General features: G+C 70.2%; 25 protein-coding genes and 4 pseudogenes. 15 read left to right on the forward strand and 14 right to left on the reverse strand.

Going from position 1 to position 25693, the window contains the following annotated elements:
* Positions 1-129, forward strand: a pseudogene (locus tag ACFV9J_RS38105) (MerR family transcriptional regulator); the annotation flags it as partial.
* A 184-nt stretch (positions 130-313) separates the two neighbouring features.
* On the opposite strand, the gene ACFV9J_RS38110 reads toward ACFV9J_RS38105, so the two are convergent.
* Positions 314-1225 carry a LysR family transcriptional regulator gene (locus ACFV9J_RS38110; RefSeq protein WP_385362436.1) on the reverse strand — a complete coding sequence of 304 codons (912 nt, stop codon included), beginning with the start codon at positions 1223-1225 and terminating at the stop codon, positions 314-316.
* A gap of 227 nt (positions 1226-1452) precedes the next feature.
* Between ACFV9J_RS38110 and ACFV9J_RS38115 the strand changes: the two genes are divergently transcribed.
* The 10 genes and pseudogenes from ACFV9J_RS38115 to ACFV9J_RS38160 all read left to right on the forward strand — a co-directional run bounded on the left by ACFV9J_RS38115 (position 1453) and on the right by ACFV9J_RS38160 (position 10346).
* A complete protein-coding gene (locus tag ACFV9J_RS38115; protein ID WP_385362438.1) occupies positions 1453-2187 on the forward strand; it encodes an SDR family NAD(P)-dependent oxidoreductase in 735 nt (244 codons plus the stop codon).
* Between the two features lie 91 nt (positions 2188-2278).
* Entirely contained in the window at positions 2279-2902 is a 624-nt protein-coding gene (locus ACFV9J_RS38120; RefSeq protein ID WP_385362440.1) for an NADPH-dependent F420 reductase, read from the forward strand.
* A 110-nt stretch (positions 2903-3012) separates the two neighbouring features.
* On the forward strand, positions 3013-3915 hold the full coding sequence (locus tag ACFV9J_RS38125) for a TIGR03619 family F420-dependent LLM class oxidoreductase (protein WP_385362443.1): 903 nt from the start codon (positions 3013-3015) through the stop codon (positions 3913-3915).
* A gap of 85 nt (positions 3916-4000) precedes the next feature.
* The gene (locus ACFV9J_RS38130) at positions 4001-4624 is read left to right on the forward strand and encodes an NADPH-dependent F420 reductase (RefSeq protein ID WP_385362445.1); all 624 of its coding nucleotides are present in this window, start codon (positions 4001-4003) and stop codon (positions 4622-4624) included.
* Positions 4625-4691: 67 nt separating this feature from the next.
* Positions 4692-5651 (forward strand): SDR family oxidoreductase, encoded by a 960-nt coding sequence (locus ACFV9J_RS38135; RefSeq protein ID WP_385362447.1) that lies wholly within the window; start codon positions 4692-4694, stop codon positions 5649-5651.
* An 8-nt stretch (positions 5652-5659) separates the two neighbouring features.
* Positions 5660-6319, forward strand: a pseudogene (locus ACFV9J_RS38140) (NADPH-dependent F420 reductase).
* A 157-nt stretch (positions 6320-6476) separates the two neighbouring features.
* Positions 6477-7673 carry an epoxide hydrolase family protein gene (locus tag ACFV9J_RS38145; protein WP_385362449.1) on the forward strand — a complete coding sequence of 399 codons (1197 nt, stop codon included), beginning with the start codon at positions 6477-6479 and terminating at the stop codon, positions 7671-7673.
* On the forward strand, positions 7615-8412 hold the full coding sequence (locus ACFV9J_RS38150; RefSeq protein ID WP_385362451.1) for a helix-turn-helix domain-containing protein: 798 nt from the start codon (positions 7615-7617) through the stop codon (positions 8410-8412). The genes ACFV9J_RS38145 and ACFV9J_RS38150 overlap by 59 nt, the downstream gene beginning before the upstream one ends.
* A gap of 93 nt (positions 8413-8505) precedes the next feature.
* Complete coding sequence (locus ACFV9J_RS38155) at positions 8506-9246, forward strand: SDR family NAD(P)-dependent oxidoreductase (RefSeq protein WP_385362454.1); 741 nt, start codon at positions 8506-8508, stop codon at positions 9244-9246.
* 233 nt (positions 9247-9479) lie between these two features.
* Entirely contained in the window at positions 9480-10346 is an 867-nt protein-coding gene (locus ACFV9J_RS38160) for an alpha/beta fold hydrolase (protein WP_385362456.1), read from the forward strand.
* Positions 10347-10444: 98 nt separating this feature from the next.
* On the opposite strand, the gene ACFV9J_RS38165 is transcribed toward ACFV9J_RS38160, so the two are convergent.
* Together ACFV9J_RS38165 and ACFV9J_RS38170 are read right to left on the reverse strand one after the other, a co-directional pair.
* Positions 10445-11221: an SDR family oxidoreductase gene (locus ACFV9J_RS38165; RefSeq protein ID WP_385362457.1), complete on the reverse strand. Its 777-nt coding sequence runs from the start codon at positions 11219-11221 to the stop codon at positions 10445-10447.
* Positions 11222-11262: 41 nt separating this feature from the next.
* Positions 11263-12102, reverse strand: coding sequence for an SDR family oxidoreductase (locus ACFV9J_RS38170; RefSeq protein WP_385362458.1), 840 nt, complete (start codon positions 12100-12102; stop codon positions 11263-11265).
* Between the two features lie 175 nt (positions 12103-12277).
* Between ACFV9J_RS38170 and ACFV9J_RS38175 the strand changes: the two genes are divergently transcribed.
* Positions 12278-13183, forward strand: coding sequence for a helix-turn-helix transcriptional regulator (locus tag ACFV9J_RS38175; RefSeq protein ID WP_385362460.1), 906 nt, complete (start codon positions 12278-12280; stop codon positions 13181-13183).
* 81 nt (positions 13184-13264) lie between these two features.
* Here the strand turns inward: ACFV9J_RS38175 and ACFV9J_RS38180 are convergent.
* Positions 13265-13411 (reverse strand): annotated as a pseudogene (locus tag ACFV9J_RS38180) (site-specific integrase); the annotation flags it as partial.
* Positions 13412-14058: 647 nt separating this feature from the next.
* Here ACFV9J_RS38180 and ACFV9J_RS38185 point away from each other — a divergent pair.
* Entirely contained in the window at positions 14059-14367 is a 309-nt protein-coding gene (locus ACFV9J_RS38185) for a hypothetical protein (RefSeq protein ID WP_385362462.1), read from the forward strand.
* 64 nt (positions 14368-14431) lie between these two features.
* On the opposite strand, the gene ACFV9J_RS38190 is transcribed toward ACFV9J_RS38185, so the two are convergent.
* On the reverse strand, positions 14432-15787 hold the full coding sequence (locus ACFV9J_RS38190; RefSeq protein ID WP_385362507.1) for a carotenoid oxygenase family protein: 1356 nt from the start codon (positions 15785-15787) through the stop codon (positions 14432-14434).
* Between the two features lie 170 nt (positions 15788-15957).
* On the opposite strand from ACFV9J_RS38190, the gene ACFV9J_RS38195 reads away from it, so the two are divergent.
* The gene (locus tag ACFV9J_RS38195) at positions 15958-16575 is read left to right on the forward strand and encodes a helix-turn-helix transcriptional regulator (RefSeq protein WP_385362464.1); all 618 of its coding nucleotides are present in this window, start codon (positions 15958-15960) and stop codon (positions 16573-16575) included.
* Between the two features lie 1683 nt (positions 16576-18258).
* On the opposite strand, the gene ACFV9J_RS38200 is transcribed toward ACFV9J_RS38195, so the two are convergent.
* From ACFV9J_RS38200 to ACFV9J_RS38210, 3 genes are all read right to left on the reverse strand, one after another.
* Positions 18259-19200 carry a DUF2071 domain-containing protein gene (locus tag ACFV9J_RS38200; protein WP_385362466.1) on the reverse strand — a complete coding sequence of 314 codons (942 nt, stop codon included), beginning with the start codon at positions 19198-19200 and terminating at the stop codon, positions 18259-18261.
* Positions 19201-19510: 310 nt separating this feature from the next.
* Complete coding sequence (locus ACFV9J_RS38205; protein ID WP_385362509.1) at positions 19511-19867, reverse strand: hypothetical protein; 357 nt, start codon at positions 19865-19867, stop codon at positions 19511-19513.
* On the reverse strand, positions 19749-20114 hold the full coding sequence (locus ACFV9J_RS38210) for an LLM class flavin-dependent oxidoreductase (RefSeq protein WP_385362511.1): 366 nt from the start codon (positions 20112-20114) through the stop codon (positions 19749-19751). The genes ACFV9J_RS38205 and ACFV9J_RS38210 overlap by 119 nt, the downstream gene beginning before the upstream one ends.
* Between ACFV9J_RS38210 and ACFV9J_RS38215 the strand changes: the two genes are divergently transcribed.
* Positions 20107-20427 carry a hypothetical protein gene (locus ACFV9J_RS38215; RefSeq protein ID WP_385362513.1) on the forward strand — a complete coding sequence of 107 codons (321 nt, stop codon included), beginning with the start codon at positions 20107-20109 and terminating at the stop codon, positions 20425-20427. The genes ACFV9J_RS38210 and ACFV9J_RS38215 overlap by 8 nt on opposite strands.
* A gap of 86 nt (positions 20428-20513) precedes the next feature.
* Here ACFV9J_RS38215 and ACFV9J_RS38220 read toward each other — a convergent pair.
* The 6 genes and pseudogenes from ACFV9J_RS38220 to ACFV9J_RS38245 form a co-directional block, all read right to left on the reverse strand.
* A pseudogene (locus ACFV9J_RS38220) lies at positions 20514-21323 on the reverse strand (AMP-binding protein); the annotation flags it as partial.
* A gap of 92 nt (positions 21324-21415) precedes the next feature.
* A complete protein-coding gene (locus ACFV9J_RS38225) occupies positions 21416-21736 on the reverse strand; it encodes a hypothetical protein (protein WP_385362468.1) in 321 nt (106 codons plus the stop codon).
* Positions 21737-21743: 7 nt separating this feature from the next.
* Positions 21744-22373, reverse strand: coding sequence for a hypothetical protein (locus ACFV9J_RS38230; RefSeq protein WP_385362470.1), 630 nt, complete (start codon positions 22371-22373; stop codon positions 21744-21746).
* Positions 22280-22981 carry an MFS transporter gene (locus ACFV9J_RS38235; RefSeq protein WP_385362472.1) on the reverse strand — a complete coding sequence of 234 codons (702 nt, stop codon included), beginning with the start codon at positions 22979-22981 and terminating at the stop codon, positions 22280-22282. The genes ACFV9J_RS38230 and ACFV9J_RS38235 overlap by 94 nt, the downstream gene beginning before the upstream one ends.
* A complete protein-coding gene (locus ACFV9J_RS38240) occupies positions 22888-24279 on the reverse strand; it encodes an amidohydrolase family protein (protein ID WP_385362473.1) in 1392 nt (463 codons plus the stop codon). The genes ACFV9J_RS38235 and ACFV9J_RS38240 overlap by 94 nt, the downstream gene beginning before the upstream one ends.
* Positions 24280-24607: 328 nt before the next feature.
* Positions 24608-25588, reverse strand: a complete 981-nt coding sequence (locus ACFV9J_RS38245) for a hypothetical protein (RefSeq protein ID WP_385362475.1) — start codon at positions 25586-25588, stop codon at positions 24608-24610.
* Positions 25589-25693 lie beyond the last annotated feature (105 nt).

The raw sequence follows: 25693 nt of genomic DNA on the forward strand, positions 1-25693 counted from the left end.
CGCGCCGATCATTCTCCGCAGGACCGGGTCGCCTTCCTCCGCGAGCGGCGCGCCGCACTGGAGGAGCGGGTGGTGGCGCTGCGTCAGGCCATGACGGTCCTCGACGAGAAGATCGCCTACTACAGCTGAGTGCGGGGGCGCGCCCTCGCACTCAGCCGGCGATCGGCCGGGTGCGGGCACCGCGCATCCGCCCCAGCGCACCGGTCTTGCTGCCGACGCCGGTGGGCAGACACGCAGAATGGTGCATCAGGCCGGGAACGAACACGGCATGCGGGTACTGGAGGCCGGGTCCGGCTGTTGTCGGCCGAGCTGCTCAATCGCGCTTTGAAGCGGCGTCGGTCGCAAGCTTCCACATTTCGTAGTTACCGCATTCTGCCGTGATCTCGGCCGTCGTCTGAGCCGCGGCGAAGAAGTCGTCGGCCAGCGGCGAGGTGCGCGACGCCGCAATTGCGACGAATACCTGGTCGGGCGCCAAGTCCGGGACGGGCACGTAGCTGATGTCCGGACGGGAGAAGAAGACGGTCTCCGAACGCCCCACGAACGAGATGCCGCGGCCGGCCGCGACGTGCTCGAGTTTCTCCTCCACGCCGCGCACCCGGAGTCCGGAGTCCGGGTGCGGGCGCCGGGTGGGCTGCGTGCTCGCGTCGGCATGCCAGATCAGCGGCTCACCGGCCAGGTCGGTCTCGGTGACCTGATCCTTGCCGGCCAGCCGGTGATCGGTGGGCAGCGCCACCATGAGGGGCTCGGTGTAGAGCGGAGTCAGGCGCAGGCCCGTCTCGTCGATGGGCAGCCGCACATAGGCGACGTCGACGCGGCCGTCGAGCAGCATCGAGGCCTGGTCGTCCCACTCCATGCGCTGCACGTCCACGACCACGTCCGGATGCTGCGCCTCGAACACCCGCGTCGCCGGGATGACCGGGATGCCTGCCCGGAAGCCGACCACCAGCCGCCGGCCGCCGCGTTCTGCCACGGAGACTCGGCGCCGGACCGCGTGCGCGGAGGCGAGCAGCGGGCCCGCGTCGTCCAGCAGCTGTCGGCCCGCGTCGGTCAGCGTGACGCCGTGACTGTCCCTGGTGAACAGCGAGGCGCCGAGATCCTGTTCCAGTGCGCGGATCTGCCGGCTGAGCGCCGGTTGCGCGATGTGCAGCTCATCGGCGGCGCGGCCGAAGTGCAACCGGTCGGCGACGGCGACGAAGTAGCGCAGCTTGCGCAGGTCCAGATCCATGGGGCCTCCCGGTCCGGCAATGCCTCCAAGGTATCACCACGGTTGAAATAGGTCTTGGACACACGATCTGGCCGGTGGCATCGTTAATTGGGCCGGGAGAAATCGGCACAAGAATTCACGATCTGCATTTGACGGCGGGGTTCAGAACCAGGATGAGTGCATCAAGGGTTGAGCCTATTCCGTTTCCGTTTTGGAAATCCATCAATTCGTAATTCAAAGGAGTTGTCGTGGGAAAGCTCGATGGCAAGGTAGCGGTGATCACCGGTGGATCCACCGGCCTGGCGCTGGCCGGGGCCAAGCTGTTCGTCGCGGAGGGAGCGCACGTCTTCATCCAGGCCCGGCGGCAGGAAGCCCTGGACGAGGCCGTCAAGGTGATCGGCCGCAACGTCACCGCCGTCCAGGGTGACGCGTCCGATCTGGACGACCTGGACCGCCTGTACGACACCGTCAAGCGGGAGAAGGGCTCGATCGACGTGCTGTGGGCCAGCGCCGGGTCGGGCGAGCCCGGAGTCCTCGGCGAGATCACCGAGGAGCAGTTCGAACGCGCCTTCTCGCTCAACGCGCGCGGCACCCTGTTCACCGTGCAGAAGGCCCTGCCGCTGATCAACGATCACGGCTCGATCCTCATGACCGGTTCCAACGCCTCCCTCGGCGCCTTCCCCGGTTGGAGTCTCTACGCGGGCAGCAAGGCTGTGCAGCAGGCATGGGCCCGCGTGTGGCTCAACGAGCTGCGCGACCGCAAGATCCGGGTCAACGTCCTGACCCCCGGACAGGTCGCCACGGCCAAGCAGGAAGAACTGTTCGACGAGGCGACCAGGGCTTCGTTCGAGTCCCTCATTCCCCGCGGAACGATGGGCCGCCCCGAAGAGATCGCCACCATCGCCCTGTTCCTCGCCTCCGACGACTCCAGCTACGTCAACGGCCTGGAACTGGTCGCCGACGGCGGCACGACCGCCATCTGAACCACACACGAACCGAGCCACACACGCACGAGTCATGGCAGCGCCTGAGGGACAGGTACAGGCGCCCCGAGAACGGAAAGAGGCACGGCTCATGAGCAGCATCACCTTCATCGGTGCGGGGAACATGGCCCGCACGATCGGCACGCGCGCGGTGGCGGGCGGCAACACCGTCGAGATCATGGCGCGCGATCAGTCCAAGGCCGACGCCCTGGCCAAGGCTCTGGGCAGCGGCACCACGACAGGCGAGTGGGGCGCTGTCCCGGCCGGGGACATCGTCATCACGGCCATGTTGTACGCCGGTGTCGTCCCCACCGTCGCCGAGTACGGAGACGCACTCGCGGGCAAGACCATCGTCGACATCAGCAACCCCTTCAACGCCGCGTTCGACGGCCTGGCCCACAGCGAGCCGACGTCGATCGCGCAGGAGGTCGCCAAGGTCGCCCCGGCCGACGCCAAGGTCTTCAAGGCCTTCAACACCATCTTCCGCGGCGTCCTGGAGAACGGCCGGCCCGACGTCTTCTTCGCCGGCGACGACCCGCAGGCCAAGGCGGACGTGGCGGCCTTCATCGAGAGCCTCGGACTGCGCCCGATGCATGTCGGCGGCCTGAAGATGGCGCACTGGCTGGAAGGCGCGGGCGTGCTCACGGTGGGCCTCGCCGGCAACGGAGTCGGCCACGGAGACTTCGCCCTCGGCGTCAACGAAGTCAACGCCTGAGCAGTCGGCGGACAGAACGCCGTGCGTGCTGACGGGGTGACGGACCGCCGACTCGCAGACGTCGGAAACCAACAGCGGCGAAGAAATTACGACTGAGGAGGCTCATCGCAATGCAGCTCGGTTTCATGATTCCCCTTGTCGGACCCTCCGTCAGCGACGCCTTTGCGCTGAGCGCTTTCGTTCGCGGACTCGAGGACCTCGGCTACGACGCTCTGTGGGTCGGCGATCGCCTGGTCACGCCCGTCGATGTGGGCAGCGACTATCTGGCCCGAGGGCCGCAGATGGCCCGCTCCTTCGACCCCGTGCTGCTGCTGACCGTCGCCGCGGCGGCGACCGGCCGGGTGCGCCTGAACACCAGCACGCTCAGCACGTTCTACTACGAGCCGCCGCACCTGGCCCGGCAGCTGACCACGCTCGACGTACTCAGCGACGGCCGCCTCGGCCTCGGTGTGGGGCTGGGGTGGATGAAGCAGGAGTACGACGTCGCCCGCAACGCGGACTGGCAGCGGCGCGGCAGGATGCTCGATGACACGCTGGCGTTCTTGCACGTGTGGTGGACGACCAGTCCCGTGTCCTGGGACAGCGAGTTCTTCACCATGGCACCGGTCCACGTCGGCCTTCGGCCGGTCCAGGCAGGCGGGCCGCCCATCTGGATCGGTGGTGCAAGCGAGGCCGCGATGTGCCGAGTCGGCCGCAGCGGGGTCGGCTGGCTCGGGGTCGAAGGGCCGGCGCCCGCCGCGTCGATCAGCAGTCAGGACGAGGGCGCAAGCCGCCTGTGGTCGATCGCGCGCCGAGCGGCGCAGGACGCCGGCCGCGATCCCGACGCACTCAAGACGGCCATGCGGATCAACCTCGAGCCGGGCACGTCCGTCGACTCGGTCGCGGACCAGCTGAAGCGGTACGCCGACTCCGGCGTCGACGAGGCGTACGTCGATGCCTTCGCGATGTTCACCAGCCTTGACCAGCTGCTCGACTTCGCCGCCCAGGTGATCGAGCGCACCGGCCGGCTGTGACAGCCCCAAGAAGCGATCACCCAAGAAACGACAACCCAAGAACCGATCACCCAAGTAGCGACCACCAAGAAGGAGAGCACTCACCATGAGCAGCATCAGTTTCATCGGCCTCGGGGGCATGGCCCACGCCATCGCCGCACGCGCGGTCTCGGGCGGCCACTCCGTCGAGCTCATCGGCCGCGTCCCGGCCAAGGCCAAGGGCCTGGCATCCGAACTCGGCGCCGGTGCCACGGCGGGGACGTTCGGCACGGTCCCCGCGGGCGACATCGTCGTCCTCGCCGTGCCGTACACCAGCGCTGTGCCGGTCGTCGCCCAGTACGGAGACGCCCTGGCCGGCAAGGTCGTCATCGACATCTCCAACACCTTCAACGCCGACGCCACCGGGCTCGTCACCCCCGACGGCACATCCGGTGCGCAGGAGATCGCCAAGGCGGCCCCGGCGAGCGCGCACGTCGTGAAGGCGTTCAACACCGTCTTCGGCCACGTCCTGGTCCAGGAGCGCCCGTTGGACGTGCTCTTCGCCGGAGACGACGCGGGCGCCAAGGCGGACGTGTCGGCGTTCATCGAGAGCCTCGGACTGCGCCCGCTCGATGTCGGCGGCCTGGAGATGGCCCGCTGGCTGGAAGGGGTCGGGCCGCTGCTGATGGGCCTGGCCCGCAACGGCGCGGGCACCTTCGACGTCGCCCTCAACGTCGACCTGCCCGGCTGAGCGCACCCCGTACCACCGCTTCTTCGGCCGTACCACTCACGCCGCATCACTCACAAGGAGGAGTAACGTGCACGTCTTCGTCACTGGCGGGACCGGCCACTCCGGTTCGCACATCATCCCCGAACTCGTCGCCGCAGGGCACGAGGTCACCGGCCTGGTCCGGTCGGACACGGCCGCGGCGACCCTGTCCGCGCTCGGCGCGAAGGTCCGCCGCGGCGACCTCCAGGACCTCGACGGGCTCAAGGAGGCGGCCGCGGACTCCGACGGCGTCATCCACGTCGCACACAGGCAGGACCTGCTCCCGTCCGGCGGGATCGACGCCGTGGCCGCCGCCGAGCTCCCGATCGTGTTCGCCTACGGCGAGGCACTCGCGGGAACCGGAAAGCCGCTGGTCGCGGCGGGGAGCATCGGCTCGCCCGGGACCGGGCGGGACCTGGGCCGGCCGTCCACCGAGGAGGACCCTGCCCTCCCCGTCGGCGACGAGCACAAGGGCACCCTCCGGGCCCGTAACGTCGTCGAGAGCACGGTCATCGGCCTCGCCGAGCGGGGAGTGCGGTCTTCCGTCGTACGGATTGCCAACATCGCGCACAGCACGGCCGACCGTGCCGGCTTCCTCCCCACCCTGATCGCCCTGGCGAAGGAGAGAGGCTTCGCCGGGTACCCGGGAGACGGCGCGAACCTGTGGAACGCCGTACACATCCGCGACGTCGCTTCCCTGTTCCGCCTGGCGCTGGAGAAGGGCCCGGCCGGCAGCTACTGGCACGCCGTCGAGGACGGGGGCATCCCCGTCCGCGAGATCGCGGAGGCCATCGGCGACCGCCTGGGCCTGCCCGCGGTGAGCGTGCCCCTGGACGAACTGATGCTGCCGGGACACTTCGGGTTCCTCACCAACATCGTCACCCAGAGCTACCCGACGTCCAACCTCATCACCCGCAAGACCCTCGGTTGGGAACCCGCCCAGCCCGGCCTCCTCGCCGACCTGGACAACGGCCACTACTTCCCGTCGACCGACGTCCCGGCAATCTGATGACCACTGTGGGACTCATCGGAAGCGGGTCCATCGGCAGCACGATCGCGCGGCTCGCCGTCGCGGCCGGACACCAGGTCGTGCTCAGCAACTCGCGCGGTCCCGGGTCGCTCGCGGACACGGTCGCGCGACTGGGGCCCCGGGCGTCGGCGGCGCCGAGCGAGGAGGCCGCGGCGGCCGGTGACATCGTCGTGGTCACGGTGCCGGTCACGGCCTTCCCCGACCTGCCCGCCGCACCGCTGACCGGGAAGACGGTCATCGACACGTGCAACTACGGCCCCGAGCGTGACGGGCACATCCCCGAGCTTGACGGCACGTCGCTCACATCGAGCGAGCTGCTGCTGCGATAGGTCCCGGACGCCGTGCTCGTAAAAGCTTTCAACAACATCTACTTCAAGCACCTGCTGTCGCTCGCCCGCCCGGCGGGAGCGGCCGACCGCTCATACCTGCCGATCGCCGGGGACTCCGCGCAGGCGAAGGCGGCAGCCACCGAGTTCATCGATTCCATCGGGTACGGCGTGGTGGACGCGGGAGGCCTGGCCGACAGCTGGCGGCAGGAGACGGGCACACCGGTGTGGGGAACCCCGTACGGGCCGCCCTCGAACGAGAAGGGCCGGCCGACCGGCCCGGACGCCATCCGCGCGGCACTGGCCACCGCAACGCGATAACCGCAAGTCGGCACGGGCCGCCGTAAGGTGGCCCGGTCGCGATCATGCTGCGCCGACTGCCAACGATGCGAAGACAGCATCACGACCAGCACGTGGACACGTGGACACGGCCAGGAGGGACACATGACCGACCGATTGCCGATGATCGCGGTGAGCGATGCAGAACTCGAAGACCTGCGCGCGGCTACGGGCCACCCGGTGGCCCACCCGGTGGCCCGTCGACGGCTGGGAAGCGGGCGCCGACACCACGGAGGTGCGCCGCCTGGCGGAGTACTGGGCCACCGGCTATGACTGGCGCACCCACGAGGCGCGGATCAACGCCCTGCCGCACCACACGGCCGCCATCGGCGGCACGCCCGTCCACTACCTCCGGTTCGACGGTGAGCAGCCCGGCGCCCTGCCCATCGTCCTGACCCACGGCTGGCCCAGCACCTTCCTGGAGCTCACCGACCTCGCCCGGCGTCTCGCGGAGCCGTCGAAGCACGGCGGCGACGCGTCCGACGCGTTCACGGTCGTCGTCCCCTCGCTGCCCGGCTACCCGTTCTCGCCGCAACGCCCGGCCCTTCCGCCGACGCTCCAGACTCACCAGGTCTGGCACCGGCTCATGCGGGACGAGCTCGGCTTCGACCGGTACGCAGCCCACGGCGGTGACCTGGGCGCGGGGATCACCTCGCGCCTGGGGGAGGCCTACGCGGAGTCGCTGGCCGGCATCCACCTGCTCGCCGTCGCCGCACCCCAGGAGTACGACGCCACCAGCCTCACCCCGGACGAACAGGCCTACCTCGACCAGGTCGCCACCTGGAGCGCCGAGGAGGGCGGCTACCAGCACCAGCAGAGCACCCGCCCGCTCACCCTGGCCCACGCCCTGTCCGACTCTCCGACCGGCCTGCTGGCCTGGCTCGTCGAGACGTACCGCGCCTGGAGCGACTCGGGCGGCGACCTGTCGTCCCGGTTCACCGACGACTTCGTCCTCACCCAGGCGTCCCTGTACTGGTTCACGGGCACGATCTCGACGTCGTTCCGGCCCTACTACGAGTACGCCCGCGGCCTGACCCGGCGCGTCGAAAGGGTCGAAGTACCCACCGCCGTCGCCGTCTTCCCCGCCGACCTCACCCGGCCCCCGCGCTCCTGGGCCGAACGCACCTACAACATCACCCGGTACACGTCGATGCCACGCGGCGGACACTTCGCCGCCCACGAAGAGCCCGAACTGCTCGCCGACGACATCACCGAGTTCTTCCGCCAACGGCCAGGGTCGGTGCGAGGGCGGCCGGCACATCGACGGCCTCGCGTATATGGGCCGGCGCGAGGAGAGCGCAGGGTGCGACTGGACAGGTCGATCGACGACGAGTAGACAAGCACGCGAAGCTCCTGGTGGCTACGGACACTCTGGAGCGACAGCGCTGAAACGGTGTGCTCGTGGTAGAGGCAGGGGTGTGGCTTTGCAGAGGAAGCCGCGCAGTGTCGTTGACGGTGCGTTTCGCGTGCTGCGGGCTCTTCCCGAAGCCGGGCGGGAGCATCAGGTGGCGCGTCTGGCGTACCTGACCGGGCTGCCGCGTCCCACGGTGCACCGGCTGCTCGGTCAACTGCGCGACTCCGGCGTGGTGACGTGGGCTGACGGTCACTGGGTCCTGTCGGCCTCGCTGCTGGGCCTGGCACAGCACGTGGAGCCGTTGCCGGGTCTACGGGCGGCTGCTTCAAGGGTCATCCAGAGTCTTCGGGAGGAGACCGGTGCCGCGGTCTCCCTGGTCGTGCCGTCGGAGGACTCGTTCGTGGCTCTGGAGATGGTTCCGGGCAGCGAGACGCTGCCAATTGACGCGCGCAGTGGGGCGCGGATGCCCGCGTCGACCGCCGCCGCGCTGGTCCTGGCTCCGGGCGCCCCGCCGGCGGCACGGAGGCGGCCGTTCGGTGCCGCGATCGACGACCAGGACGTACTCGAGGGGTTGACCTGCCACGCCGTGCCGGTCGGCCTGCCCGGTGGGCGGCGGGCGTCGCTTCAGATCGCCACCACGGCCCTGCGGCCTGCGGAGAGGTTCGCGGCGCCGGTTCACCGAGCAGCCGTCGCACTGGAACGCAGGCTGTCCGTGCTGTGACCTGTCGGTTGTCCGCCCAGCGGACAACATCCCGTTCCGGCGGAATGCTTCCTTCATCGTGGGGAGGGTCAATCCACCGACGGAGGGACTCTTATGGCGGACCGGAAGATTGCCCTGGTCACCGGTGCTGGACGCGGACTTGGCATGGGTATGGTGCAACACTTGAGGCGCTCGGGCGTCGCGGTTCTGGGCACCTATCTCACCAGTGAGCCCACGGCGGCCGAGGCCACTGGGCCGGACCTTGTCTTCTGTCAACTCGACGTTTCCCGCATCGAGACGTTCGCGGACTTCGTCACCACGGTACGGAGCACGCTGCGGAAAAGCTTCGGCGTGGAGACCTTCGACTACCTGGTCAACAACGCTGGCATCGGCACCTACGCTCCGTACGCGACGACAACTCCGGACCAGTTCGACGAACTGGTCCGGATCAATCTCAAGGCGCCGTTCTTCCTCACCCAGGCGCTGCTGCCCCTGATCAACGAGGGGGGCCGGGTACTCAACGTGTCGACCGCTCTGACACGAGGTGTCGTGCCAGGCATGTCCGCTTATGCCGCGACCAAGGGGGCGATCGAGGTCCTGACCCGCTACCAGGCCGTCGAACTGGCTGACCGGTCCATCCGGGTCAACACCCTCATGGGAGGGGCGGTCCTGACTGACTTCGGCGGAGGCATCATGCGCTCGCCGGAGGCGCAGCAGCTTGCCGCCCGCACGATAGCCCAGGGCCGAATCGCCACGGTCGACGAAATCACAGCTGCAGTTCCCGCCGTCCTCTCCGACGCCTTCCAATGGGCAACCGGCGCGATCATCGACGTTTCCGGCGGCCAAAGCCTCTGACGCGCAGCTCTGTGCGGCACCTGACGGGGTCGTTCTGCCTTGTTGTTGTCTACCAAGCAGGTCGGTGTCGATGTACGCATCATCACTAAGGGTGGTCACACCGTCGCAGTGTGCGTCCAGGCGGGCGGGGCGTGGAAACGTCATCTAACCAGATACGGCCGGTTGACAGGTTAGTTCGCATGGTGCTTGCATGGCGAGGTAGTAACCGGAATGAGAATCCAAAGGGGTTAGACATGAGCTCGGTTCACCACCGGACCGCCACCGTCGACGGCCATCAGATCTTCTACCGCGAAGCCGGCCCCGTCGACGCACCCACAATCGTGCTGCTGCACGGCTACCCGACCAGCTCGTTCATGTTTCGCGAGCTGATCCCGCTACTGGCCGACGACTACCACGTCATCGCGCCGGACCACCTCGGCTTCGGCCACTCCGACGCCCCCCTCGCAGGGGAGTTCACCTACACCTTCGAGGCCCTCGCCGAACTCACCTCCGCACTGCTCGACCAACTCGGCCTGGACCGCTACGCCCTCTACGTCCAGGACTACGGCGCCCCTATCGGATGGCGCCTCGCGCTCAAACACCCCGAACGGATCTCCGCGCTCGTCACCCAGAACGGCAACGGTTACGAGGACGGCTTCGTCGAGTCGTTCTGGACCGACGTATGGGCATACGCCGCGAACCCCGGCCCCGACACCGAACCCGCCGTCCGTGCCGCGTTGGGTGTCGACGCCATCCGCTGGCAGTACCTGCACGGCGTGCCCGACCCAAGCCTGGTCAGCCCGGACACCTGGGAGCACGATGCCGCCCTCATCTCCCGCCCGGGCAACGATGAGATCCAGCTGGCGTTGTTCCGCGACTACCGCAACAACCGCCCGCTCTACCCGCTACTGCACGAGTTCCTGCGCACCAGCGAGGTCCCGGTGCTCGCTGTGTGGGGCCGCAACGACGAGATCTTCGGCCCCGCCGGCGCGCTGGCTTTCGCCCGCGACGCCAAGGACGCGGAAGTCCACCTGATCAACGGTGGGCACTTCCTGCTGGAAAGCCACCTGAACGTCGTCGCGGGCTACCTGCGCGGCTTCCTCGGGCGCGTCCTGGCCTGAACAGGACCCGGGGGCAACGTCCTCGTCGCGGACCTCGAAGCCGTCGCTGCGGAGGGAGCTGCGTGACGGCAGCGCAGTTGCACCGCCTGCTTGTTGCGCTATACGGGCTGGGCCGTGGGCAGGATGGTCAGCTCGCTGATGTTGACGTGTCGGGGCAGAGCGGCAGTGAAGGCAACGGTCTCTGCGATGTCGGTGCTGCGCAGGCACTCGATGTCGTGGAGCAGGCCTGCCATCAGGGCGCTGGCGTCGGGGTCGGTGACGTGGTCGGGCAGTTCGGTGTCGACCATGCCGGGTTCGATGGCGCTCACCCGCACGTTCTTCCGGCCCAGTTCGACTCGGATGAGACGGGTGAGGTGGCTGATGTACGCCTTGGTTCCCGAGTAGATCGAGAACTTCTCCAGGATGCGCGTCGCCGCGATGGAGGAGGTGTTGATCAGGTCGGCGGCATCCCCGCGCTCGGCGGCGGCAGCCAGGTGCGGGAGGAAAGCGGCGATCACGTTCATCACTCCCGTGACGTTGAGGTCGATCTGCCGCTGCCAGTCGTCGACCTTGAGTTCGTCGATGGCGGAGATCAGCTGGACGCCCGCGTTGTTGAACACCAGGTCCGCCGGTCCCAGCGTGTCCGCCACCTGCTCGGCGGCTGTACGGACGGCTGCCCGGTCGGTGACGTCGACGGACAGATGCACGGCCTTTCCCCCGGCCGCGGTGATGTCGGCGGCGAGGGAGGCGAGCTTTTCCTCGCGACGTGCGATGACGGCGACAGAGGCTCCGAGTTCGGCGAGTCGGCGGGCGGTAGCCGCCCCCATGCCGCTGGAGGCACCGGTGACCACGGCCACACGGCCGTCCAACGGCTGTCCGGTAAGCAGGTACGTCATGATGAGAGATACTTCCTGTTGCTCGGGATCGGTCGGGGCGGTCAGGCGGCGTCGTCGCAGGCCGTGGCGGCGGACTTGTCCTGCCAGGCCGCGAGGTCGTCCTGAAGGCTGCGGATCTTGACCAGCTGGCGTTCGATCGCGTCGCGTCCCAGGGCCAGGTGCCCGGGCAGCTTGTCCTGGCAGGTCACCTCGTAGATCAGGGCGGCGCCCTTGGCGGGATCCCCGAGCTGGGTGTGATTGGCGGTGTCGATCCAGTCCAGGGTGGCGTGGGCCGGTGTGCCGTCGTAGGCGGGGATACGCTCGGCCGCGGTCGACAGGGAGCTGGAGTCCAGGAAGTCGGTGCGGAAGACCCCGGGCTCCACGACCATGCTCTGGATCCCGAACGGCTCCAGCTCCACCGCGAGCGCCTCGCTGATACCGGCCACCGCGAACTTCGACGCGCTGTACATGCTCACCCCGGGCTCGCCCTCGAAGCCGGAGCGGGAGCCGATGTGCACGATCTTTCCGGCTCCGGCCGCCCGCATGGCGGGCAGGACCGCGCGGGTGACGTTGATCAGCCCGAAGACGTTGAGATCGAACAAGGACCGCGCCTCGGCGTCCGTGATCTCCTCCAGCGCACCGAGCAGACCACGGCCCGCGTTGTTGACGAGGACGTCGATGGTGCCGAAGCGCTCCACGGCCGTCTCGACAGCGGCGGTGATGTCCTCGCCGCGGGTGACGTCGAGGGCGACACCGAGGACGCGGTCGTGCCGGCGCAGCTCGTCCGGAAGCTTCCGCGGGTCACGGGCAGCGACCACGACGTTGTCGCCACCGTTCAGCGCCGCCCGGGCGATCTCCGCTCCCAGCCCGCGGGAGCCGCCGGTGATGAACCACGTTGCCATGGGATGTCTCCATACGTTCGCTTCGCCCGGCCACCCCTTGCGGTGGTGGGCTCCGGCATCCACTGAACCAACTCTGAGCAGGCAAAAGAGGCCTCAAAAGGGCCCACCTGATCGGGGGACAAAGTGGGCCACCCTCCCGCCACCGAATCCTCAGTGAACGCGCGACCCTGGATACATGGACCGTGAGCACCCCAGCAGCGCACCCATGGCGGAATTCCTCCGCTCCGCCCGCACCCGCCTCACCCCGCGGGAAGCCGGGCTCGACGACCCGGGCCCGGCCCGCCGCCGGGTCTCCGGCCTGCGCCGGGAGGAACTCGCCCGCCTGGCAGGGGTGAGCGTGGACTACTACACCCGCCTCGAACAAGGTCGCAGCCGCAGCGCCTCCACAGAGGTCCTCGACGCCCTCGCCACCGCCCTGCACTTGGACGACGCAGAGCGCAGCCACCTGCACACACTCGCCCGGCCACGCCCCCGGCCGGCCCGCCGGCGCCCCCGCCCCCAGCGCGTCCACCCCGCCACCTGGGGCCTGCTGGACACCCTCCAGCAGGCGGGCCGCCCCGCCTTCATCCTCGGACGACGCCTCGACGTGCTGGCCCACAACCCGCTCGCCGGACGCCTGATCACCGACTTCCGCGCGCTGCCCGCGGCCGAGCGGAACCAGGCCCGCTTCGTCTTCCTCGACCCGCACGCGCGCGAGCTGTACCACGACTGGTCCCGAGTCGCCGCCGACACGGCCGCCATGCTCCGCCTCGACGCGGGCCGCCACCCCGACGACCCGGCCCTCAGTGCCCTGATCGGTGACCTGTCCATACACAGCGAGGAATTCCGCCGCTTCTGGTCCGACAACAAAGTCCACCGGCGCACCACCGGCACCAAGGACTACCACCACCCGCTCGTCGGCGACCTCACCGTCACCTACCAGGCCCTCACCCCCGCAGACGACCCCGACCAGATCCTCTTCATCTACGGCACCGAACCCGGCAGCCCGTCCGAGACCTCCCTGCGCCTGCTGGCCCAATGGAGCAGAACGGCAACCGATACCGGCAGCGTCACAGCGCAAGCCCCAGGAGCGCACGACTGACACAGGCTCGCTCCGGTCGTCGAGACGCGCGAGACGGATCCGACGCAGACCGGTCTTCCCCCACGACAGGCGCTATCGCTCGGCCCGGGGCCTTCCACGGAGGGCGCGGGCCTGGTGGTCGGAGAGGCGGGCCAGGCCGGTGTTCAGGCACACGTGGCGCGGGTTGACGACCCTTCCCGGGCCGGGCCGCCGGCAGGTGACGAACACCGGGCCCCGGGTACGGCCTTGATCGCCCTCGGGACGGTCACATGCCATCGCCGCACCGAGCATGGTCAGGTCGGCGAGACCGGACTGGACGGACGCGGGAGGTAGTTCATGGCCCACAGGCCTCAGCGGACACGGCTCAGGCCCCGGACGCCGGCCTCGTTGCCCCAGTCGCGCCGCATCATCCGGCCGGCAGTCCTGAGCTTGGGCATCGGCTCCGTCAAGTGACCTCTCACAACGGTCCTGTTGTTGCGCCGATCAGTTGAATCCGTCCCGGCTGCGCGGACCGGCCGGTCGCAACTGACGGCCCGGCAAGTGCGTCTTCCACCGTGACCCTGTTGCGAGGGAGAGTGCGTATGCGGAGGTTCCGAGTCTTCCTGGCTCTGGCGCTGTGCGGCATGGCGGGAGTGTGCGGCCTGCTGGCCTGGAACTGGGACGCCCTGGGAGTCGGCCTGGTCGGGTCGCTCGCGCTGTGGTGCGGCGCGGGAGTCTCGCTCTGGAAGGCGTTACAAGCGCTCCGGGGGAGAGCGGGTCTCCTGCAGGCGCAGAGTCCCGGCCCGCCCCCGTCGCCCCCCGTCGCCCCGCATCCCCCTGCCGCCGGTTCGGGGATGCCGTCGTGGCCGCCGCCACCGCAGCCGGGCTACTCGCCGTCCTCGGCGGCACCCAGCGGCGTGACAGCGGGCAGGGCAGCCCCCGACACGGGCGGCGCGGCCGTGGCGCGGGCGCTGGGGGACGCCGCGAGCGGCACGGCGCGGACCGTGTGGCGGGCCTGGGTCGTGCTGGCCCTCCTCCTTCTGGTCCCCCTCGCCCTGGGCCTCGCCGTGGCGGGGGCCTTCTCCCTGTACGGGGGTGACCTGGCACAGGGCGCAGTCCTGCTGGGCATCGCCGGCTACCTGGCGTGGTACTGCACGGGCCTGCTGCGGCGCCGGGGAGGACGTGCGTACGCAGCAGTCCTCGGGGGCGACGGCGACGGCGAGTGACGTCCCCTCCGCGTGCCCGCAGTGCCCGCAGTGCCCCGCCTGCCCCGCATGGCCGGCCGTGCCGCTACGCCCCGATCTCGTCGTCGGCGATCCAGTTGCCGTGGAACCCGAACGGGACCCGTCGCGGCAGGTGTACGCGGGCGACGGGAGGGGCCGTGACGTCGGCGGCGTCGAGTACGACCAGTTCGCTGCGGTCGGTGTTGCCGTCGTAGACGACGGAGAGTATCCAGCCGTCGTCCTCGGCCTCGGCGCCGGGCCGTGCCACGAAGGCGGGTTCCTGGGTCACGCGCCCGGTTCCGAAGTGGTGCGTGAGGACCTCACCGGTCGTGGTGTCGACTTTGACCAGCGGCCCGGGTTCGAAGCTGCCGCCGAGGTCGCGGTCGACGTCGTCGGAGAGGCGCAGGCTGTGCGGGCCGGTGCCGCCGAACCAGCCGTAGCGGTGGGCCCGCCCGCTCCACGCTTCATTGATCCGGGGCCATTCGAGGCCGTAGTCGGAGATGATCTGCTCGGAGACCGCGCCCCGGTCCGCGGGGACGGTCCACCGGGCCAGTGCGGGCAGTCCGTCGGCGGGCCCGCGGAACACGTCGCGGAACACGGTGTCGTAGCGGACGACGTCCATGACGATCGAGCCGTCCGGGGCGTCGTACGCGTTGAGGACGTGGAACACGTAGCACCGCGGCGCGTCAAACCAACTGAGCTGCTCCGCCGTGCCGCCGCGCGGGAGCACTCCCACCCGGGACGGGTGCTCCTCGTTCCAGCGCATGGGGAGCGCGTCGCCGCTTTCTGGTACGCCCGCCGCCAGGCGGCTCGCGGCGTCCACGGACAGGGTCACCGGCAGGTCGAGCACCACGACGCGGGTGGCGGTCATCGCCATGTCGTGGACCATAGGCACCCCGGGAACGGGCAGTTCGGCGGCGTGCGTCGGCTTCCCGGCGGCGTCCAGCACGAGGTAGCGCAAGGACTCCGCTCCGGGCTTGATCAGGTAGTTGACGGAGTGCATCTCACCGGTGACCGGGTCGATCTTCGGGTGGGCGGTGAAGCCGGTACGCAACGCGCCGTCGGCGTCCCAGGTCGACATCCGGTCCAGGTCGGGGGCGACGCAGACCGGGGCTCCGCCGCCCCCGACCAGTGCGAGGAGCCGGCCGCCCTGGGCGAGGACGTTGGTGTTGGGCACGTCCTCGGGAGCGTCGCCCCGGACGAACCGGTTCCGGTACCACTCGGCGCGCCCCTCGCGCAGGCGGACGCTGTGCACCATGCCCCGGCAGACGAACCAGTGGTGGCCCGGGCCGGTTTCGTCCGGGCTCGTGGGGTTGGGGCCGATGCGTAGATAGCGACCGTTCAGCTCGGGAGGCAGAGTCCCGGTCACCGGCAGGTCGTCGACGCTCACCTCGTCGGTGACGGGGCCGAAGTTGCCGGACAGATAGGGGTTGTTGGTCTTTGTGGGTCATCGATGACTCCGACCGTCGGATGTGACCGTGCAGCCTGTACTGTTCAGATGGTCCGGCTTCGGAGCCGGGCCCCGCAACGCTGAGATGCAGACCGTCCGGATCGGGATATGAGATGCCAACGCTCCCCGCTAGCGCCTACGTTGTGCTCGGCCTTCTGGAACAGTCGGGTTCCGCGACGCCGTACGCGCTCGATCGTGAGATCCAGGGAAGCATCGGATACTTCTGGGACTTCCCGCGGTCCCAGATCTACGCCGAGGCGGCCCGGCTCGTGCGCCACGGACTCGCCCTCGAAGAACGGGAGGGCGCCGGCCGTCGTCGCCGGACGCTGTCGATCACCCAGGCGGGACGGGACGTACTCGCCCGGTGGCTCACCGGCCCGGCGGACCACGGCACGCAGATCCGCGACGAAGGTCTGCTGCGGCTGTTCTTCCAGCAGGACGGCCCGTCCGGCGCGGCGCAGGTGCGCCGGCTCGCCGCGCAGCAACTGGAGGCACACCGCCGCAAGCTCGCCGAGTACGAGGCGATCCTCACCGCGGCCGCAGGCCCGGACACGCCCGCACCGGACACCACCGGGTCCGGCGCACGCCTCGCGACTCCCCAGGCCGCCGCGCTGGCCTACGGGCTGCGGTTCGAGCGGCTGGCCATCGCCTTCTGGGCGGAGATCACCGAGCGCGGCGCCGACGCGGTGGACCCACGCTCCCCTTCGGCCTCGGAGTTGGCCGGCGTACGTCCCGGGCAGCACCAGGCGGCCGGTGGGTGAACGGCGCGCCGAGCGCGGAGAACCAGCCCCCCGCACCCCCACGCCGCCCGAGTCGCCTGGCCGCCCACCTGCACGTGGCCGGCCCCATGGGCTCGCGCATTCGCCGGAGTTGGCGTTCGAGCGACTCGGCGACGACGGGCGCGTCGCTCGACTGCGCGCTGCCGACGTGCGCGCCGCGCACGAGGCGGGTGTACCGCTGTCCGTACGCGGCGGAGGCCATGGCTGGACCGGGAGCGCGCGTTGGCCGACGGCGGTCCGACCCTGGACCTGTCGGGCATGCGCCCTCGGCACGGTCGGGAATGGCGGGCCTGGCTCTCGGCGGTGGCTACGGCCCGCTGCTGTCGGGCCGACCGGCCTAGTCGCCAGGCCGGACGGGGCGCCGCTGCTCTTCGTCGCGCCCACCCGGTGCGGTGACGCGGCCGCGGGCGAACGGGCCACGGCACCACTCACCCGCCTCGGCAGCCCGCTGACGGCGCAGACCGGTCCCCCCCACGCTCGCCGACTCACTGGCGGCAATGAACGCTGCGTTCCCCGTTGGCCGCCATGCCGAGATCAGGACACGGAGGTCCGACTCCCGCGATACGCGATGCCGTGGTCACCGGCGGACGCACACTGACCTCGCCGCTGTCGGCGCTCAGTCTGCACGGTGCCGCGACCAGGGTGCCCGCCACCGCCACCGCCACCGCCACCGCCACGGCATTCGGCAACCGGGGCAGCACACCTCATGGCCCCCCACGCGCTGCCGGGCGGCTACGCCAACCTGCTCGCATCCGACGACGCCGACCAGACCGCACACGCCTACGGACCCTGAGACCGTCTTCCAGGCCGTGCCGCTGCCCGCATCACGGTCGCGGCCCCGGCTGGGCCGGACTGACGTCTGCGCCCGCGGGCGTAGGAAGCCGCCGTGCTGTCCGCGATGGTGCCGAGGGTTCACCGTCTCCTGCTGTCCGGATGCCGTGGGGTCCACGCCGAGCGGGTCGGGAGCGGAGTCGGGCGATCTGTCGCCGATGGCCACCACAGTGATCACGGCCGGCCCCTTCCCTGACGCCACGGCATCGAGGTCAACCGGACTCCGTAGGGCCGACGTCCACGGATACAGCGAGGGTGAGCAGATCGTCGGCCGCGCCCTCAGGACCGCCGAGACGACATCGTCTGACCGGCGGGCGGGTACCGCGAATGTGGTCCCGCAGGGCGGTGCCTCGTCGCGGCACGACGACCGCACCAGCGGAAAGGCCCGGTCGCCGGGCTAGGGAACTCCCATTCGTCGGGCACGGAGTCCAGCACGCCCCTGCGCCAGGACCATTCGAGCCACTGGCGCGAGGTCGGCTTGAGCAGGAGGCCGAGCTCGGTCAGAGCTTCCCTGTGCAGTGCCGGCGCTTCCCGGCGGCGGTGCCGAAGCCATCGGCGCAGACCAACGGGCTCCGGCCCGGGCGTCCAGACCTCCAGGTCCGCGAGCAGGGCATCGGCTGAACTCCTCTCGCAGCGTCAAGCGCCGGGGCGGAGAGGCCATGTGGGAGACGGTGCCCGAAGAAGAGCGCCAAGGCCCCGGTGTTGGGCGGCGCTTCGGCCAGAGTTCAGCTGCGCGGACCGCACCGCACCGGACCGCACCGGAGCCAGCCCGCAGAGCGGACCGTCGGCCACATGTGGTGGAGGAGGCGAGTCGCTGGGGTGGCTGTCGTTCGCTCAGACCGAGTCACGTTGTTCGCTCTCGAAGCGCAACCTGACGCGCGGTACCAGGAAGGCGAAGGGTTCGGCATCCCCGATGACGGCGGTTGCCGCTGAGGAGACAACGGGTCCGGAAAGGGCTGTACAGTCGCCGAGAGGAATACCAAGGGAAATCTCCTGCCGCGTCACCCTCTCATACCAGGGCTGGACCGAGAGGGCGCGGTCCTGGGGCACGCAGTAGGCGAGCATCTGCCCGTAGCCGGGGAAGGCAGAGCGCCAGGGCCCCTCGGTCGGCCACGCGGGCAGCGGCGTGAGGTGGGCTTCGGCATCCGGTGCGGTACCTCTGCCCGGCGCGAGAAGGAGTTCGATCCGGCCGTCCTCCGACGTATGCAGGCAAGCCCGTTCCAGAACGTGCATGGGCAGCCCCTCGGCGGCCATGCGGGCGCCGACGGCGTGCCATGTGCGGTCGATGGCGGTGCTGATGAAGTAGACGCCTAGGGCGCCGGTGCGGCGATGGCGCACGTAGATCCGCCAGTTGCTCTGCACCGGAGAGGGCAGAAGCCGCCGCCACCGGCCGAGAAACGCCGGCCCCAGGTGCCCATGACGGTAGCTCAGGAAGGTCAGCATCGCCCGGTCACCGTGCTCGCCGATGCGCTGGAGTTCCAGGCCGGCCGGGACCAGGGGCGCGAGGCGGTGTGCCTCGACCACGTAGTTGACGTAGATGACGTCGGTCAGGTCGCTGACGAACACCACCGGTGGGACGGGCTCGCACACTCTTCGCAGCAACCGGCTGCCGGCCACCCAGTTCAGCGGTGCGGCGAGCCGGCCCCGTGGGTGGACCCACGGCGCGTACCGCCCGTATCCGGTCTGCCGGCGTGTACGACGCAACGAATGCTCAGCGGCCCACATGACTGAGCAGACCGACAGGACAACGCCGAGTACGGCGAGGAGTATGAGCATGACAGCAGTATGGCAACCGCGGTTGATCGGCCTTCGCCACCCAGGACCCGGCGCCCCGCTCGCATGTGCCGGGTCCCGGAGTCTGCGCGCACGAGTGCGGCGGGGTCGCCGCCGGCCGGGGTCACCTGGAGGTTGCTGACGCAGGAGGCGCGGAAGGCTTCGATTCGCTCCTGGACGTAGGAGGCCGGGCCGACGAGCTGCATCGGAGGCATGGGCGCCCGCGGCAAGAAGCCGAGGCCAAGGTCCCACTCCGACTCCTCGAACAGGTCGGTGAGCGCGAGTGTCGGCCGTGCGAGGTCGAGGACGTCCTTCACGTCCTCGCCGATGGCGACGATGCCGCCGGCGACGACTTCCAGGGGCGCGAGGTCCTCCGAGCGCTTCTGTGGTTCCCGCAGCAAGCGCGTCGCCCCACACCTCTGAGGCGCCCTCGGGGGAGTAGAGGAAGGGCAGCCAGCCGTCGGCGTACTCTTCCGCGCCTTCGACCGATTCCGCTCCCAGCGCGGCGATGTGGAGCGGAACCGAGGGATGCAGCGGCTGGGTCATGATCTTCAGCGGCTAGGACCGCACGGAGGATGCCGACGGTTTCCCTGATACGGCCGGTCGGCTGCGCGAAGGGCATGCCGTGCCACCCCTCGACGATCTTCGGGTTGGAGGCGCCGAGGCCGATGCCGGCACGGCCGCCGGACACGCGGTCGAGCGGCCGCGGTCGAGGCGAGGATGGTCGGGGTGCCGGAGTAGACGTTGAGGAGGGCCGCGCCGATCTCCACGGTTGAGGTGCGGGCCGCCAGGTAGCCCATCAGGGTCGGCGAGTCGTAGCCGTACCCCTCGGCGACCCAGACGGTGTCGAGCCCGGCGACTTCCAGCCGGGTGACGTGGTCGGCGGCCTCGCGCGGGTCGGTGCCGTAGATGAGCATCGTCGAGATCTTCAACATAGTCGTGCTGGTCGTGCAGCGCACCGGCGTCCATGGTGTGGGTGAACGCGAAGTCGAGCATCGCCCGGAGGTTGGCGCGGCGAAACCGGGCGGTCTGTTCCTCGTCGCTGACGAAGTGCATGTCCCACTTGAAGTATCCCCGCAGCGCCTCGCAGTCCTCGGCGGTCTCGTACGGGCTTCCTTTCCATCCTCCAGTCGGGTCGGCGATGCGTTCACGCTGGGCGCCTTTCGGCAGGGGCCTGGGAAGGGAAGGGCGCTTCTTGTCGATCTTTCCGACCGGCGTGGTGGGGAGTGAGTCCACGACGTCGACCTTCTTGGGGGCGTACATCGGGCCTTGACCTGCTTCACGTAGGACTGAAGCCCGGGAATGTCGATCTGTCGCCCCGGCCGCGGGGCCACGAACGCGGTGACGAGCTCGCCCCAGCGGCTGTCCGGCACACCGATGACGGCGGCCGAGCCCACCGAAGGGTGCGCGGTCAGAACGGCCTCGACCTCGCTGGCGTAGATGTTGAAACCGCCCGAGACAATCGGGTCCTTCTTGCGGTCCACGATGTAGATCAGGCCCTCGGCGTCCTGGCGGGCGAGGTCCCCTGTGTGGAGCCGTCCCCCTGCGAGTGCTGCTGCCGTTTCGTCGGGGGGGGGCTTGCAGCCCAGCATCACCCCGCGGCCCTGCATGGCGATCTCGCCCACCTCGCCCAACGCCGCGTCGTGGCCGTCGTCGTCGATGAGCCGGATGTGATTGCCGACCACGGGACGGCCGCAGGAGACGAGTTGCTTAAGGCTCGCACTGTCGTGTGCGGCCTTGCTCAGGACCGTCCCGAGGCCGGCCGACTCCGTCTGCCCGTAGATCTGGGAGAAGACCGGACCGATCCGCTCACGGGCCTCCGCCAGACGCGCCGGCGACATCGGTCCGGCGGATTACCAGATGACCTCATGGCTGGAGAGGTCTCTGGTCTCCGGACGCTCCTGGTCGGGCTCGAAGCCCTGCTCGATCACGACCGTGCAGCCCCGCAGCAGTACCGGGACGATGGCCAGCCCGGCCGCCTGGGTGAGCGGAGCCGCCACGAGGCACCGGGGCAGATGCGGCTGCTCGAAGTCCGCCATGTGCGCATGGACCATCTGCACCATCGACCGATGAGGCTGCATCACGCCCTTGGGCCGGCCGGTCGCCCCCCGGTGTACTGCAGCCAGGCGACATCCGTCTCCGTAGCCGGGCCGCGGTCGAGCGGCCGAGCCGCCGGACGTTCACCGTCGGGCGGACCGCCGGCGGCGGGGGATCACCATCAGACGCCGCAGGGCATCGACCTCGCCCGGGATCTGGGCACGGTGGCCTCCGCGTCCTCGCGGACGGTGATGTGGTTCGTGACCGAGGCCAGGGACTGCAGCCCGGTGAAGTGGCCGCCCAGGAGGTACGCCGCGGCCTGGACGATCCACGACTCGGGCCTGTTCGGGCTGAGCATCGCGCCCCCCACGCCGGACTCCACTCCCCGATGGGCCGGCGCGGCCACGTACTGCGCAAGAAGGTCCCTGACGTGCGCATGGGTCAGCCGCCGGTCACCGGCCACGAAGGCCTCGGACGAACTGTGCCGGCTCAGCGCCTGCACGATCAGGTCACCCAGTGTGACTCCGGAGGACGCCGTCGCGGTGGTGGCCGAAACCGCAGTGCCGCGACCTGGAAGGTAGTGGGCCATGCCGCCAAGCGAGCAGGCGTGCCACCGAAGTTGGGTGCCCGAGGGCAGAGTTCAGCTGCGGGCTGCACCCGCCGCGGAACGGTAGCGGCCCGGGCGTCGTCTGGCCGACGAGACCGGTGAAGGCGCTGATGAAGCTGCCGGGGTTCGCCCAGCCGAGCCGCACCGCCGTGTCGGTGACCGAGGGGCCCTCACTGAGTTCGAGCAGTGCTCGCTGTATCTGCAGCAGCGTGCGCCACTGATGGAAACTCATCGACAATCCGCTGCCGACGATGACCATCGCCGTGTAGAGGGTGACGAAGGCGGACATCAGGGCGACGGTGGACAGGTGCACGGCGCTCAGCCGAGGCCGGCGCAGCAGCCGTCGCATCGCCGCGAATGCCTGAAGCAGCCCGCCGCCGGTGCCGTGGCGCGGGGTGGGCCGCAGCACTGGGCGCATCGGAATCAGGCCCAGGGCCATCAGGGCGGAACCGAGTGAGAAGACCGCGCGCCGGCCGAGCCCGGCCACGACGGCCTGAGCGCCGATCTGCATGACGACGGCAGTGGCGAGCATGTCGCAGTGATGCAGGTGATGCAGGTGATGCAGGTGATGCAGGTGAGGGCAGTGCCGCGGAGCCGCGGCCCGATGTGGTGGACGACGTAGGAGAGCGCGGAGGGCGCGAAGGTCGCAGCGGTCAGTCCCTGCAGGCTGCGCAGGGCGATGGCCGTAGGGAGGTTGGGGGCGGCGCTGACCGCGGCGGTGGATACCGTGGCGGCCACGAGTCCTGCGCTGATCACGGCGCGTGCGGAGCGGTCGGAGAGCGGACCGGAGACGAGGATCGGCCGACCATCAGTACGCCGAGCGCAGTCAGCAGGAGGGTGGTCGGGTCGGCCGAGGCACAGCCCGGCGGTTGGCCGGGCGTGCTGCTCGTGACTGTGTGCCTGGGGGTTGTGATGGGGTGGGACATGGGAACAATCGAAGGGGGGCGACTGGTGGCGGCCCCATGTGCTTGCGCGCGACGCGATCGGCCGATGGCACCGCCAGGAGCGATGGGTTCCCCCGGCCGGGGGACGATGCAGGGGGCTGCTCAGGCAGTCGGGGTGTTCAGCACGTACTCGCGCGAGGCGTGGACCTCGCGGCGGAGGGCGGACAGGTCGACGTCGAGGACGTGGCCGTTCCATTTGCGGGGCTCGCCGTTGATGAGGACGGCGCTGATGTTGCGGGCGTCGGAGCCCAGCACGACGGTGCCGATCGGGTCGTTGAGCGGCATGTTGTTGAGGTCCTCGGCCTGGATGACCAGCAGGTCGGCCTTCTTGCCGGGGGTGAGTGAGCCGGTGACGGCGGCCAGGCCGTTGGTGTGGGCGCCCTGGAGGGTGGCGAAGTCGAGGACGTCGTGGGTGGTGATGCGGGAGGGCTGCTGGTCGGTGCCGTAGGCGGCGTTGACGGCGCGCATCCGCTGGATGGCGTGCAGGGTCCGCATCTGCGTGAACAAGTCGCTGGCCAGGGCGACTTCGACGTCGATGCTCAGTCCGGGGCGGATGCCGACGGACAGGGCCTCGTCGACGGCGGGGATGGCGGTCTCCAGGCCGATCTGGGCGTCGGAGGTGGGGGCCAGCGCCACGGTGGTGCCGGTGTCCCCCATCGCCTTCCATGCCTCGGGGGTCAGTCCGGTGGCGTGGATGAGGGTGACGTCGGGGCTGAGGAGGCCGTCCTTGGCCCAGCGCAGGATTGCCTCGGAGGAGGAGGTGCCGAAGACGGCGTCGACGCTCACTCCGATGCCCAGGTCCTTGGCGACGCGGGCAAGTTCGGCACCGTAGGCGAGTGCCGGTCCGGCGATCTCGTCGGTGGCTAGCGTCGCCAGGCGCAGGGTAAGCAGCTGGTCGTCGCTGCTGAAGTACTGGTCCTTGACGCGGGCCAGGTCGCCGGGCCACTGCCGGTCCCAGTCGCCGAAGTGCGGGCCCATGGAGGCGTGCACGCCGCGGATGCCGGTGTCGACGAGGGCCTCGATGGCGGCGTTGGAGTGCTCTCGGGTGCGGGAGTTGTGGGAGAAGTCGAGCATGGTCGTGATGCCGCTGTCGATCGCGGTCAAGGCGGCCAGCTTGGTGCCGATGTACATGTCCTCGGGCCGGTAGACCGTGGCGTAGCCGGCCAGAGTGGACATGACGTAACCGCCGAGGTCGTCGACGTCCGGCATGATCCGGCGCAGCTGCGCCTCCCAGGCGTGCCGGTGGGTGTCGACGAAGCCAGGGCTGAGGATGGTGCCGGTGGCGTCGACGACCACGGCATCACCCGCGGCGAGGTCACGGCCGACGGCGGTGATGGTGTCGCCCTCGACGAGGAGGTCGCCGCCTTCGATGACGCCGAGGTCGGGGTCCATGGTGACGATGGTCGCGCCGGTGAACAGGATGCGCCGCTGACGGGCGGGTCGGCGCCGGAGCTCTTCACGGATGGCGCCGCTGGCGGTGTCGTTGACGTTCATGAGAGATCTTCTTTCCGTACGGCGGACAAGGCTGGAAGAAGGGGCCGTCCGCGGGAGAGAGCTGGGAGGAGTGGGTCGCCGGGGCGGCCGAGTCTGCTCGAACACCAGCATCGGCCCCGCCCGCTACGGCAACCAGGCCGAGGCTTCCCCAGGTGCCGCGCACCCAGGATCGGGACTGTGGGGGCGCCGATGGGCGCATGTGGAGGGTTTCACCCGGCTCGTGCGGGACGCCCTCGGCAGCATCGGCGCGGGCAGTGGCCCCGGGGAGGGGAACTGCTGTCACTGCGGAGGGACCGGCCTGGCCCGCCCGTTGTGGAAGCCGTCGTTGTCAGCCGGCTACGACGTCGCGTAGTGCCTGTACAGCGGGTTCGCGGTGGTGCTGGGCGGGGATCGCCTCGTACAGGTCCAGGGCGCGGCGGCGGACCAGGCCGGTGCGGTAGTCGACGGGCAGCGCGGTGAGGGCGGCGACCGTACGGCGGCACGCCTGCTCGGTGTCGCCGTCGTGGTGGGAGCAGGCGGCGCCGTCGATGGTCAGCAGGGTGCGCGTCATGGTGCTGGTCGGCGCGGACAGCTCCAGGGCGCGCTGCTGGCTCTCTTGGGCGCGGCGGGTGTCCCCGAGGGTGGTGAAGGCGTGGCTGAGGTGGACGTGGTGCTTCTGCTCGCCGTACGTCAGCCAGGTGTCCGACCGTTCGGACGCGGGGAGCCGGTCCATGAGGGCGTCGGCGGCGGTCAGCGCCTGGCGGGCGTGCTCGCTCTGGTGGTTGAGGGCGTAGGCGCGGGCGGCGACGGCTGCCGCCAGCGCGGCGGCGGCGGTCGGCCGGGTGCCGGCGGCGTGCCGGGCCTGGTCGGCGAGGTCGGCCGCCGCTTTCGGGGCGCCGTAGTTGAGGGGCACCATTGCCTCGCGGGCGAGGACCCAGGCGTGCAGCTGGGGGTCGCCGGATTCGGCGGCGGCACGGGCGGCGGTGGCGAACCAGGCACGCGATTCCCGGCGGCTGCCCAGGTCGTGCAGGACGATCGCGGTCATCCCGGCCATCTGCCCGGCCGTCCGGCACAGCCGGGCCCTCACCGGGGCGGGCTGCGGGACGGTGAGGAGCGGACGCAGGGTCGTGAAGTCGGTGACCAGGTCGGCCAGCACGCGGGTGGGTGCCTGCCCGCGGTAGCCGTACCCGTAGCTTTCGGCGGCGGCCTCCAGGTCGGCCAGGTCCTGGGGAATGCCGGGGGAGAGGGTCTGGTCGACGTGGGTCGTGGGTCCGGGCGGCGGTGAGCGCGACGATTGCCGGTGCGGTGAGGCCGGCGGCCAGCGCGCCACGCAGCAGGTTGCGGCGCTTCATCGGATCTTCTCCTTGGTCGGACTCCGGGCTGTGAACGGCGGTGTCCTCCCAGGGTTGCGCAGCAAGCCCCAGTAGGGCACCGG

Origin of the sequence: Streptomyces sp. NPDC059906, assembly GCF_042730645.1 — a bacterium.
GTDB lineage: Bacteria > Actinomycetota > Actinomycetes > Streptomycetales > Streptomycetaceae > Streptomyces > Streptomyces rubrogriseus.